Annotated in this window: 8 protein-coding genes; 2 read left to right on the forward strand and 6 right to left on the reverse strand. The window is 25.4% G+C overall.

What is annotated here, in order from left to right:
- Window positions 1–112: 112 nt before the first annotated feature.
- Complete coding sequence (locus tag SPM_RS03620) at window positions 113–433, forward strand: S1 RNA-binding domain-containing protein (protein WP_004028234.1); 321 nt, start codon at window positions 113–115, stop codon at window positions 431–433.
- A gap of 51 nt (window positions 434–484) precedes the next feature.
- Here SPM_RS03620 and SPM_RS03625 read toward each other — a convergent pair whose 3' ends face one another.
- The 5 genes from SPM_RS03625 to SPM_RS03645 all read right to left on the reverse strand — a co-directional run bounded on the left by SPM_RS03625 (window position 485) and on the right by SPM_RS03645 (window position 11224).
- A complete protein-coding gene (locus tag SPM_RS03625) occupies window positions 485–1420 on the reverse strand; it encodes a hypothetical protein (RefSeq protein WP_004028235.1) in 936 nt (311 codons plus the stop codon).
- 227 nt (window positions 1421–1647) lie between these two features.
- Window positions 1648–4623, reverse strand: a complete 2976-nt coding sequence (locus tag SPM_RS03630) for an Mbov_0399 family ICE element protein (RefSeq protein WP_004028236.1) — start codon at window positions 4621–4623, stop codon at window positions 1648–1650.
- Window positions 4624–5485: 862 nt separating this feature from the next.
- Window positions 5486–6685 carry a hypothetical protein gene (locus SPM_RS03635; RefSeq protein ID WP_004028237.1) on the reverse strand — a complete coding sequence of 400 codons (1200 nt, stop codon included), beginning with the start codon at window positions 6683–6685 and terminating at the stop codon, window positions 5486–5488.
- Window positions 6657–7871: a DNA (cytosine-5-)-methyltransferase gene (gene dcm, locus SPM_RS03640; RefSeq protein ID WP_004028238.1), complete on the reverse strand. Its 1215-nt coding sequence runs from the start codon at window positions 7869–7871 to the stop codon at window positions 6657–6659. Before dcm ends, SPM_RS03635 begins: the two co-directional genes overlap by 29 nt.
- A gap of 617 nt (window positions 7872–8488) precedes the next feature.
- Window positions 8489–11224, reverse strand: a complete 2736-nt coding sequence (locus SPM_RS03645) for a hypothetical protein (RefSeq protein ID WP_004028239.1) — start codon at window positions 11222–11224, stop codon at window positions 8489–8491.
- 401 nt (window positions 11225–11625) lie between these two features.
- On the opposite strand from SPM_RS03645, the gene SPM_RS03650 reads away from it, so the two are divergent.
- A complete protein-coding gene (locus SPM_RS03650; protein WP_004028240.1) occupies window positions 11626–12582 on the forward strand; it encodes a hypothetical protein in 957 nt (318 codons plus the stop codon).
- A 60-nt stretch (window positions 12583–12642) separates the two neighbouring features.
- Here SPM_RS03650 and SPM_RS03655 read toward each other — a convergent pair whose 3' ends face one another.
- Window positions 12643–14145, reverse strand: coding sequence for a hypothetical protein (locus SPM_RS03655; protein ID WP_004028241.1), 1503 nt, complete (start codon window positions 14143–14145; stop codon window positions 12643–12645).
- Window positions 14146–14153: the final 8 nt, after the last annotated feature.

The raw sequence follows: 14153 nt of genomic DNA on the forward strand, positions 1-14153 counted from the left end.
AAAAGAGTTGCATCTTATTTTAAAATGTTATTATTTTATAAGGGTCGGAAGTCCTAATTGCTATTACAATCTGCATAATATAATAATGTTATGAAAAGGAGAAAAAAATATTATGTATGATAAAAAAAGCAAAGTTATTGTTAAAATAACAAATATAACGCCGTTTGGTGCTTTTTGTGAATTAAAAGATGCAGCCGGTTTAATTCATATTAGTGAATTTTCCGATTTCTTTGTCCGAGATATTCGAGAATTTGTTAATGTTGGTGACAGTGTTGAAGTAGAAGTTCTTGATTTTGACCCTGTTAAAAAACATGTCAAATTAAGTTACAAAAATTGCCGTCCAGAATTATTGAAAAAGGACAATAATTCAGTGGAAGAAACACTGCCAAATTCAGAATCATTACCTAATAAGCATGATTTATTATCAAAATAAATAAACTAGTAAAAAGTATAAAAAAGGTAAAAAGTAGTTTGAAACTACTTTTTATTTTGCTAAATTTAATTGGTTTTGTAATCGCTTTGTTTTTTTACTACTAATTTTATTTTGTGCAAAATAGAATCCAAAGTAACAGCCACTAATAATTAAGGCAAAGGTAGTGTAAACAACAATTGTTTGGACCGCCATTAAAACTTTACCATTTGTATAACTAGCTTTTGGATTTGTAAATTCCATAAAATCATATGGGAAATAACCTGAGAATGACATATCTGGCATTGGTTTTCAACTATGCGTTGCTTTTAAAATATAACCAAGGATAGTAAATACTAAGAAATATCCTAGAATTGTTGCTAAACTATAACCTCATCAACGTAACATAGTTATTTTATTATAACTTAAATTATGATGTTGATAACAAGTAAAATAATAAATCACACCTAATAGTGGAATTAAAGAATGTTGTAAAAACATACTCATTCATTGAATTGGTAATCAGGTTTTAAAATCACCTGTAATCGGTAAAGAAAGATTATAAAAGAATAAGGTAAAGCAAATAACTACCATTGCTAATAGTCCAACTTTACTATTATCATATCGTCCTTGCCCTTCTTTTAAGGTATTAAAAGCAGAATTAAGGAAGAAGGCAGAAAAAATAAAAGTTGAATATGAGGTATATAAGGTTAAATTCCGAAAAATAACCATAAAACTAATACTAATATCTGATCAACTTTGTAACTCTGATAATTTTGTTTCATATTTTGGTACTCAACTTTTTGGAAATATTCCCTGATGTTTACACCATAATGTTAGTGATAAACTAACACTAGTAAAAATAATAATTGAAATAATTGGTAAAAGACCAATTATTAACTTAAATCAAAATCGTCAGCTTTTAGTTAAAGTCTTAATATTATTTTTTAATATTCAAGTTTTATTATTATTTAGTTTTAATATTGTTTCGTTGTTTGTTATATTTTCCATTTTTAGGCCCTTCTAATACAATATTTATCATTTTACTGGTTTTCAGTAAGAAAAGCAAGATTTTAATAATTTTTGTAAACAAAATATTAATATAAATTGTTAATTCATTTTTAAAAATGTTCAAACCTTATTTTGAATTATTTTATTTTTAATAGAAAAAATATTTTTAAATAGTTCCTTTTAAAGAAATACTATAACGATATTTGTTCGTTTGTTCTACTGTTGCCCTATCGAATTCTTTTCTTAAATCGAAAGTAAAATCATATTCCACCAATCATTATTCCAATAATTGGAATAATAATAACGGGCAGCAATCATCGTAAATATCTTTTATCCGAACCATCATTTGAATTATCTCCCGGAATAATTGGTTTATTAGGGTCAATTGGATCAATTGGACCTGGTGGAATATCTGGTGGAACTATGGCATTAACATCATTTTCAAGACTAAAAGATGTCATTCCGGTTGTTAAATCACTAGCATTATTTGCATATAAAAAAACAGTTATTTTCTTTGTTTGTGTTGTATTATCTAAAAAGTCTTTAAAAATGATATCATCAAAATATCCGGGAACATTATTATGACTATCATCCTCAGGCGGAATGTTATTAATTGAAATTCCATAATCTTGGTTAAAAACTAATTGAGAATATTTTGGGTATAAACCTTTATTAATATTATCAATAATTCATTGTTTTAATTTTTCAATCGTATAACCTTCAAAATTATATTTCCCACTTTTAAACTTAATTTTTGATAAATCTACGACTTTCTCTGGGTCGTAATTTTTTGAATTTTTAATGTTTCCCTTTGCTTCACCAATTAGTAATGATGATAATGGTTTTGCTTTAATTTTGATATCAAGATATTTTGGACTTGTTGCATTATCTAATAGTGATTGTAAAGCATCAGGATTACTATTAATATCAACGCCTTCTTTGGTAACAACCATATAGTCATTTCCTAAAACAGCGCCACTTACTTTTTGATTAATATAATTTTGGGCATAACTTAAAACTAAAGTACGGATTTTATTTGTATCAATTTCGTTCATTTTAATTGCTGGGAAATTACCTGAAATATCATAATAATTTGCTGGATTTGGATCTGGTGGAACTTTTTGAGCAATAATATCACTTGCATATTCTTTTCAATAACTAGCAACTTGTTCGTAGTTTAAAGCTAACATTTGTTCAGTATTTAATTTTTTAACATCAACTAAATAATTTTTTAAATGCATTCCATGAATAGTTGATCAAAATTCAACAGCTTGATTATTGTCAATAGTATCTAAAAAGCGTGGATATTTATTTTGATATTCTGCTCCAATAATCGCATACTTTTGGGCAGTTGTTCCATCAGCCATTGTAACAGTATAATGTCAAATTCCAGTATCTGCTCAATAGTTTCCTGTTTGATCAGATTGAATTTGTTGGTTCTTTTGTCGGTCCGTGGGACTAGCAACACCTAATAAATTGCTGGCATTAACAGCACGCCGATAAACTGAAGTAATATTTTGATCATTAAAAACTTGGTTCACACCCATTCCCGAAATTGAACCTTCTGCAATAAAACCTAAGTCATAATCTTGTGGATTTTTCTTTGGATTAATTACTTCTCCGTTTTTATTTAACGGATCAAGTGGCGTTGGCACTTCTGACTTATGTTTAACTCACAAAATTTGAGTTTTAGTTCCTGTACTTGGATTAATTTCTGAATCATATTTTGGATTAGGTTTACCATCTGGTAAGGTTTTTTTCACAAGTTCAGCTTGATCGGGATTATTATTTGGATCTCAAGCATATCATTTTAATTGCAAATTAGGAACAAGCGTTTCAATTACAATTTCAATGGTATATTGTTCTTGATAAGTTCTGTCCTTATAATAAATATCAATTCGATAACTATGTTGCTTATTTGTTCCAGTAATTCGGTTATCTTCTAACGTTGCACTAAATTTATTGTCTAGCACTGAAACTGGTTGACCATTAATTTCGACATATTCAGGATTAATTGTTCCATCATCAGCTCGTTTTAAAGCATCAAATTCCATTCCAACCGAAGTATGATAACGATATTTTCCACCATAACTCTCGGCGATATTTGGTGGTGCTAATGTTTCTGGTTCATCAGTAACCATCCCTTTTGTTGAATCATTTTTATCAACAATTTTTCCTGGAATAATATGTAATCGTTTTGAAATTATATTTGCTCAATAACCACTACTTAAGCGAAGATTAATGGGAGTAACAAATGTTCATACTTCTTGTTGGCCAGTTTCTGGGTTCCGAAATTTAATTAAAGTTGTTGCTTTCCGTGTTTTATCAGAAAAGGACGGTGGTTGAATAAAACTTGCTCAACTGTCATATTCATTACCTAGTTGTTTTCTTATGATTTCATTTAATTTTGTTGGTAAATCATTTCCCTGGCCAGTTGGATCTTTAATATTACGATGATCTGTTAAACTACCAGAATAATTCGATGTAAAATCTAATGTTTTACTTAATGCAGAATTTAACTTATTTTTTAATTTATTAACATCATGGCTAGAATTAAAGGTTAACGATTTAATGTTTACTCCGGCGCCAGCACTAGTTACCTTATCATTTCCTCCGGCAACAACGACAATATAAACATAAAAATAAAACATATTCCCACTAACACGATAATCTCAAGCAATTCCTTCATGGGTATTGGTATCATCATCAAAACTTCTACTATAAACCGCTAAAAAATCATTTCAATTAGTACTTCAACCTCCATTTGCTCCACGAGAATTAACTTGTGAAATAAAATAACTATAGTTATCGGGATAAGCACTACTTTTATTTTGAATTCTTTTTGTTAACGTATCATTATAATTATTATGGTGAAAAAAACTTAAACTAAAGTTTATATTAATTGAATTATAATAATTAAAAAATTGGTTATTATTGTTGGCATACTGTGAAATATCAACCGCATATTCATATCGTTTAACAGCTGATTGTTGTTGGCGAACTTGATAGCTATAAACACCATTATTAAAAGTTTTCGTAAAAGTTGGATAAATTGGGGCAACAGACTGTGTCTGCATTAGTTTTAAATTATTTATTGAATAATTGTCTTGCTGTAACTTGTTAGTTTGGTTTTGCAAATAATAATATGTCATTGAATTTGGAAATAATGTACTTGCCAGCAAGAATAAAATAATTGCTTTCATTTTTCCTTTCCAAAATCTAAATTAAAAAACATTATAAATAATTATTATTTTAATTTACTTAATATAAATGTTATTAATTTAAATTTTTATAACTAATCTTCATTTACCAAGTAGTGTCTAAACATGGTCATATATCTTAGATGTTATCATATTTTCAAGTTTAATTTCATATGAATTTATTAAAATTAATAGTATTCAATATTTTTTTTGCTTACTTATTCATAAATTTTCTTTATATCTACTAAATTTAAATTACAACAATACTTTTATATTCGTTAATAATACATTAAATATATTTTATTGTCTTATATCATCTAAGATTTTTTTATACAACAACTACATATTTTTATATACTCATCAAATTGATGATATTTTCTCAAAAATTATAAATATTTTGCAATTATATTAAATATATGTAATATTTTTGAATTAATACTATTTTTTCTAAGTCTTTTGAAGAAACTGATGTTGATATAACTTTTCAGCAATCAAGTTTATTTAATTCTTTTAATTCTGCTATATTTGATATTTTATAAATTATATTTTCAATTAAATTTTTTGTTATTTTAATTTGTTTCAGTTTTGTTCTATCTGTAGTAAATAAATAATTTATATTTTAAAAAAACTAGACCTCTATTTTTGATTTTTGTAAATTTTTAAGTAGGTATTGTCTATCCATGTACAAATGTATATTAATGTATATTATAGAATCCAAATGTGTATTAAAATTTTTAAAAACATTTTTACATTCAGATTCATTACTTTATTTTTCTTCATCTTTGGGTTAAATTGAATATTTATTCCATTTCTACACAATAATATTTTTTGCCATATTTAATTTGACACATTTCTATATTTTTAATTATTTCGCTTCTATAGTTTTTCTATATATAATAAAATTTTCTTGATGCTTTGAACTAATTTTTATCTTTAAATTACGTTCACTATTATTTGAGTTAACACCTTGCTTAAAATCTTCTACATATTTTAAATTCTCTTTATTAATTTCTAATACTAAAAATTTAGATAATAATAATCTATTTTTCATTTTCTTGCCATAACTATATAAATCATCAGTCTTCCCTAATTTAGTATTTCAAAATTTAGTAACTTCAAAATCATAATATTTATCTAAAACTGCACTATATTCTAAAACTAAATACCAAATTTTTCCATAATTAGTAACTGCATCCATTACACTATTTTTGTCATTTCCTAATACCGATAAAGAAGTTAACGAATGTGCTTTTAAATCTCCATAATATGAATTTGATATTCATAAATCAAAATCAAGTTCTTTAACATTACCTTTAATATTTAAATACTTTAATATATCACTAGATATATTATTAATTTTTAAAAAGTTATGAAAAAGAAATTCTAAATAAAAGCCAGGCCATTCTGATTGAAATTTATCTTTAAAATCAGCATTAATCATTTCTTGATAACATGACTTCCCATATCAAATTTGGTTTGTATTTAAATTTTCATTAACAAATTTTTCTAAAACTTTTAATGACTCATTAGGTTCTTCATATGTATTAGTAATTAAAAAATCAAGTAAGTCAGTTAATTTTTTAAATAAATAAATATCATTTTTCTTAGAATCTGTTTTTTTAAATTTTCCATTAATAGTACAATTAATTAAATCAATAGTATGAACATACGCAATTGATGAATTGTTTCATCGGCGTTCTTGAATTTTTTTAAAAAGTTTAGGTAAAATAAATATAATATTATCTTTGTAATTATATATTCCGATAATAAATAGTTTTTGATTAATAAATTCTTGTAATTCAACTTCATTTAAACCTACTTGCATTCTTTTTTCATGGATTGGATGAGGATTTCCAGAATAAGTTAATTTTTTAAAATATAACTTTAAGTTTTTATTTTTATAATTAAAATTAATATATTTATCTAATATATCAAATTTTAAATTAGGTTGATTAAAATTTTTATATAATAATGTATAAATGCTTTTTATACCCTGGATATTACTATCATAATCATTTACAATTACGCTGTCTAAATTAACTTGCTCCACTAACACTTTTTTCATAAAAACTTAATAATCCTTTCAAAACCACTTCTGCTATATTAATAGTTATTGTATTTCCTAATTGTTTCATTGAAATATTATCATTTTTTGCTAATTTAAATTCTTTGGGAAATCCCTGAATTAGTTTAACTTCTTCTGGAGTAATATATCTTTTATATTTTCCTATTATTTGCGCATGATTCATAGCTACTAAAGTAGATAAAATATCTGCTTTTTTAACTCTTATCCCAGATGGTCTAAACTGAATCATACCATTTCAAATTGAATTAATGGATTCCCCAGCTTGTCATTCAAATTTTTTATGTGCTATGTTAGTTACTCAATTTAAATTATCATTTTCTTTAAGTCATTTATCAATAAAATTTTTATTTCTTTTATATAAATCCAAATTTTTTGATATTATTCTTCATTTTCAATCTGGAAAATATTCCTTATTACTTTCATAATTTCTATTATTTATAAAAATATCTGCTCAAATTGGAAATCCAATAATTTTAATATCAATATTATTATAAAATTCATTTCATAAATTTAATAAGTTTATTTCATAATCATTTAAATAATATTTATTATTTAAATCTTTACTTGATAAAAATGATCAGATATCTTGTGAAACTTTTGTTTCTTTAACCTCTTTCATAATACTATTAAACATTTCAATTCCATTTGAATTGCTTAAATCTTTTCTAATCCCTGGAATATAAATTCTTTTTCTATGCATTGGTATTCCAATATCCGTAGGAGTCAATACTAATGGTTTGGAAGGAAAAATATAGCCTAATCTTGTTAATTCTTCTGTTATAACTCTATATGTATTACCATTATCATGACTAACTAAATTACTAACATTTTCAAGTAAAAGAAAAATTGGTTTTTTTGCTTGCAAAATTCTAACTATTTCAAAAAATAAGGCTCCTCTTGTATCATTAAATCCTTTTTGAAAGCCCCCTTTTGAAAACGGTTGACATGGAAAACCAGCACATAATAAATCAAAATCAGGGATTGTATTTTCATCTATTTCTTTAATATCGCCTAAAATCTTATTATTAAAATTATTTAAATAAACTTCTCTACAATACTGATCTATATCACATGCAAATATTAATTCTGAGTTTGAGATTTTATTCAAAGCTAAATGAAAGCCTCCTATACCAGCAAACAAATCTACAAATTTTATTTTTTCCATAAATATTAATCCCCACCTTTAATTACAACTCTATCATTATATAATTTATCTTAATTAAATTCACTACATTTATTTAAAATTCTTTATTCTTTAAAAGGATATTAATTTTTTTATAAGCCAGCATATTACCTATTATGAACATTCTTAATATATGCCTTAACTATTAACTCTATACTTGTTCATACTTTTCATTAGTTACCCTGGCAGTTCAAATATATTAAAATAATAGCATAAAAAATAGAAAACGATAATTTTTGTTTAACCTTTATCTAATAAAAATTTTTCCATACTATTTAATTATAATAAATAAACTCCATTCCTTTTTGAAAATAAAAATCCCTACTATTTCATTATTCTGGTTCAACTTGCAAATAACTCCCAATTGTATTTGTTATAATTTTTCAGCCATGTTGTTGCGTTGTTCCAAAATGGTGATCTATTGTTAAAAAATGATTAAAAATAGTTTTAATTAAAATATCAATATCAGTTGATAAAATTGTTCCTCCTCAACCACTATGATCTTCTTGATGAAAAGCAAGAACTTGGGTTTTTATCTTTTTTTTAAAAGCATTAAAATCATAATAATATGTTTGATAAATAATTTTAATTATTGTTCATTATTTAGTAGAAATACTAATTTTTAATTTGTCATGTGCCAAAAATTGGTAATATTTTTCAATTTCATTATATTGATTATTCGATTCGTGTTTAACAACACTATTATCATTAAAAATTCAATACAACAAACCTGTTCCAGCTAGGATTAACCCACCAATGACTAATGATAATCCTAACGTCTCAGGAGCTAATGCGGTACTAACCGTCGCTTCAGTGCCAATGATTGTGCCTTCACTGATGACAGTTGCTGTTGTTTCTGCTGTTAATGTTTCTGCCATAGTTAATTCTTCTGGAGCAGTCGTTGTTAATAATGGCGTTAGTTCCATTGTTTCTTCACTTTCAATTGCTGCCGTAGAACGAGGAGAAAATATCATATTTTTAAGATAATTAGCAGTTGTTTTTAAACCTTCGGTTGGTGAAATACCAGTCATTTTTGTCATTCCCCCTAATCCAAGAGCAGAAATTGAGCTTGATGCAAGAACTGATGATGTGTTATCAATGTGATGATTGTTGGTAACTGGTGAAGGATTGGCAGTTATTTTTGTCTTACTAGCATTAATTCCCTGAGCAAGAGCAGTTGTACCAATTGTTTTTAATTGTTCTTTAAATATTTTTTGTTTAGGTTTAGATAAAGTTTGGAAATGATTATTTATTGCATTAAATCATTTTTGTTTTTCAGCAGAGGGTAGAGAATTATACTGTTCTATGATTGGATTATTTTTTAGCATTAAATTAATTCCTAAATTTTTATTGTTTTCTAAACTAATTTTTTCTATCTTTTGATTTAAAAAATGATACTCATAATTTGTTAAGGTCCGGGGTAAATTTATTGGTGGTACTTGAACTGGATTTACCACTACATGTTGTTGAAATTGCGATGATATAACTTGAAAATGTATTAACACTACTGATGTATAATTGGAATTTGTAGCTGGATAAATTAATCAAAAAATATTACCTTCCCTATCCGTTGTTGCTCAGTGTCCATAAATTTCATTAATATTTAAACTAGGATATAATGTTTGAAGTTGCTGGAAAATAGTTATTCTATCATTATTTGGTAAAAAACCTAAATTAGTTACAGGAATAATATTTGTTAAATCTTGCTGATTAGTTTCTTCTTCATTACTTAGTTGTTTTTCTTCTTGATCACAAATAACAAATTGGTTAGTTTGTAACCCACTAGGACCTGGTTGATTTTCATCAGGAATAAGTAAAGATGGAGAATGAAGGGAATTCTTTGAACTGGCATCTTTTTCTAAAGTAAAAAAAACATAAACTGAACCACAATAAGACGTTCCAACACCTAATTTTGCTCGGACTCGTATTGAATAAGTCCCATTCCTTCTATGAAAAAATTTAAAGTGTAAAGTTATTTGGCTTGGATCAAAATCAGGATTTAACCTTGTAACTGCCGTTAAAATTGTTTCCGGACTACTATCCGCCAATAACCCTAAATCACGAACTTTGATTACATCTGCTAATGATATTCTTTTGTCATCAATGCTATCTGTTGCTTGAATTTTAAAACTGATATTTAGTGTTCCTGAATAAATTGAATTCTTACTTCGACTTGCTCTAACAATTATTGTAATATTACCATTAATATTTTTTCTATAAAAAGTTACTGTTGCATATGCTGGGTCAAATTCAGGATTTAACCTTGCCACTGCCGTTAAAATTGTTTCCGGACTACTATCCGCCAATAACCCTAAATCACGAACTTTGATTACATCTGCTAATGCTTTTTTCTTATATTTAAGAGTGACTCCCGCTATTAAATTAAAGCGAACTCTTATTGAACCGTAGTATGGCGAACAAAGAGATTTTGCAATAATATCACATCAAAATAATCCTTCTTTGTAAATTCCATAAGTCCTAATTCGTACTTGTTTTTGTTGAAAGCCAGGATTTAACCTTGCCACTGCCGCTAAAATTGTTTCCGGACTACTATCCGCCAATAATCCTAAATCACGAACAACAATAATATTTGACAAAAGCATTTGTTTTTTTACAGAAGAATCATCCATTAAATTAAACCGAATATGCAATATTCCCGAATAAATGGCAGCGCAATTTTTTTTCGCTCTAATTTGATATAAGATACTACCCGTTTTAGTTCTTCCTAAATTTCTTAGTGTTACTTGTTCTTGATTAAAATTAGGATTCCATTTTTTAATTGCTTTAAAAACAGTATTTTCTTTATCATTTGGTAATATTCCTAAATTTCGTTTTATAATTACCTTGTCTAGTGGAATTCGTGGTTCAAGATGCGAACAATTAGTTAGTTCTGGTCGAGATGAACTATCAGTTTGTGTTTGCAAAAGTGAACTCATTTGTTGTTGTGGTTCATCAATATTATTACTTTCATCAAGCATTTGCTCTCTCTCATTTGTTGTATCTGCTTGATCTGAATTATCAACCAAATTATTACAAAGTTGATAAAACTGTGATGGAGAGAATTGTTCCGATGAAATTAATGATATTTCGTCATCAGAAACATCATTATTATTTTCATCTTGGTCCTCTTTTAACAAATCATAATTGCTAGTTGTTTGTCTTTTTCAAATGTTTTTTTCTCATAACTTCTTTGTTCATGGGTAAATCATATTATTACTTCTAAAATTGGTAAAGGTTGGTTGGAATGATTTATAATAAATACTAGTAACCGTTACATGTGAAATTATATTACTCATAACAAAAATTATTCCTAATCATCCACAAATTTTTTTCATATTTTATGTTTAGTTCCTTTCTCTATGTTGTTATTTTTTAAAATATTTATTTTAATAAACTAAGATATTAATAGTTATTGGTAATTAATGAATCATTTGTAAAAATATTGTTTATTATAATAAAAAAACGAAATAATTCTTTGCTATCCATCAATTAATTGAAATATGAAATTAACTTGATAAATTAAGATAAAAACTTCGGAGTGTTTTTATATTTGTTTATCTCATATTTTTATTATAATAGTTTTTTCAAATAGTTAATTTCAATGGTTAGATACCTATTTTAAATTATATAACAAAAATAAAACAATTATTTATTTTTTAAAGGATGTTCTAAGTTATTATGAAAAAATATTATGATAAAATTATTATATGTTAAGGCCTTTTAGGAGAGCTATAAAATGAGCTGATGAATATATTTAATAATAATTTTAGGAACTATGCTTGTTTCTTTTTTTCTAGAAAGATGATTTTCAACTAAATCATTTTATAAAAATAAAAATGAAGAAGAAACATATATTGAAGATGATTATGAAGATGATTATAGTGATTATTTTACTGAATGAGAAATTGAAGAAGCAGACTGAGGATATTGAACGATTAATCAATTAACTGATTATACAAATGAATTAAGAACTAATAATTCTGAAGCAATAGATTTTGATTATTCTGGTTCAAATGAATATAACATAAAAAAAACATTTCAAGTTTTAAATTATTATGATGACTATAAAAAATATATTTTTAATTCACAATTATTAAAACTGGAAAAAGAACTTAATAAAAAATATGATGCTATTCTTACACAAATTATAATTGTAGCCTTATTAAAATTTAATTATTATGCTGCATTATCAACAAATAATCTCTTATACTTTCTTTTTGAGGAAGATATAAAGGTTGATTCTAGTTTTGAAAATTTTATAAATAAAACAAATAAATTAGTATCAGATTATCTTGGCTACATTACTACTGGTATCTTAGAAGAAATTGATCTTACCGAACAATTAGATAGTTATAATAATCATAACCAAATTGAAGATCTCTTAGATTTTGGTAGCAATTTTATTAATGACTGATTTGAGGAAATGATTACTTTAATTCATGAATTAGGATTAAATTTTGATGATGATGAAGATTATACTTTTGAACAAAATAATGTTGAAGAAGCTTTAAACTATTTTAGTTTAACAAAAGATGATACTTATCATTCATTTAAGAAAAAATATCGTTGATTTTCAACAAAATATCATCCTGATGCAAACCCAAGTCATAAAAAATTTGCTGAAACTGAAATGCAAAAAATTAATGGATTTAAAGATATTTTAGAAGAATATTTTCGTAATAAAAAAACATAACAAGTTTAGATAATATTTTGATTAAAAAAAATGCTATTAAGATTATCTTAATAGCATTTTTTAACTAATTGTCTCTTCAAAAATAGTTTGAATATTATTTAGTAAGTTTCCTTTAATATATGTTAATTCATTGTCTAATAAATGACAACTAGTTTTAACATCATATCATAAGACATGATCATTAATTGTTGTCTTTTTAAAGTTAATTTTATTAATATTTTCTTTTAATAATTCTAATAGTTTATCACTTTCCAAATGATCAATAATTAAATTAATTGCTTGTTGATTTGAAGTAAATTTATAGCCTTCAAAAAAATTAATAAAATTCATTGCATATTCTTCTTTTCATTTTGGGTTTGTTGAAAAAATATAATCTTTAAATTCAAATAAATGCATTTTTTGATTAAATGATCAGTAAAAAGCTTTAATTTGATTAATAACTTCTGGACTAATTTGTAATTTTTTTTCATTAACATTAAAAGTTGAACTTAAAAATTGCATAAATAAATTAATTATAATGTTTTCAGCAGCTGTTTTAACTTCTTTATGATATTTATCAAGGTTTTTTTGAATTAAAGGAACATCATAAAATAAATTATAATCAATTAAAAAAGCATACTTAATTCGGTTTCGTAAATAATTATCATATAAAGCTTGATAAATTTTTTTATTCACAATTACATTACTATAATAATTCATAATTAATTTATCATTAATTGGTAAAGCTAATAAATAATCAATAAAAAACTTATTTAATCCTTGGTACTGAAATTGCATAATTTGATGATATGATAAAAAATATTTTCGATATTGACTAACACTCATTTTTCGTCAAATGGCTTCTGAACTAGTTGGATTAGAAAAATCAAAGGTCAACTTTTCTGGTTTAACAGTTGTTCATTCCGAAGGTTCTTCTACAGTTGGTTCAAATTCATCTTTTAAAATGATATTTCGTTTAGTTGGATCAATATAATTATCGTCATCGTTTGACATACTATGTTGTTTGTTAAACTTAAAATATTTTTCTTCGTTCGAAGGATTATTAACGATTAAATCGGGAATATCATATAAAGCAATTACTGGTTTTTCTTTTTCATTTTTAATTGGATATAATAACTGAATAAAATTAAGATACCGGTCTGGAAAAGATAAACTACTAAAATCAATTATTTTGCGTGGTGTTACTACTTTTGCTTTTGGTTGCGGTTTTTCTTTTTGTTCAGAAATAGAACTTAATTTTTCAATTGGTTTTGTTGACGGTAATATGGCAGGCTCAATTTCTCCTGGTTCTTCTTTTTCTTGATCTTGACGACTAAATGATTCTAATGTTTCATTACCAACATAATGATATCCGCGCAGAAAAACAACCCGATTATCTTTTAATAACGTAATAAATTGATTTGCTTGCTCAGAAGTTACAGTTGAGAAATACATATGAATTAAATTTAATAACTCTGCTTTAATAATCCGATTACCATTTTTTGGTAAATATGTTTTAAATAAATATATTTCTAAATCCTTAAGATTTTTCATTTTTTTAATTTTAGTTAAATCAAATTTCATAAGGCCTC

Origin of the sequence: Spiroplasma melliferum KC3 (assembly GCF_000236085.2) — a bacterium.
GTDB lineage: Bacteria > Bacillota_I > Bacilli_A > Mycoplasmatales > Mycoplasmataceae > Spiroplasma > Spiroplasma melliferum.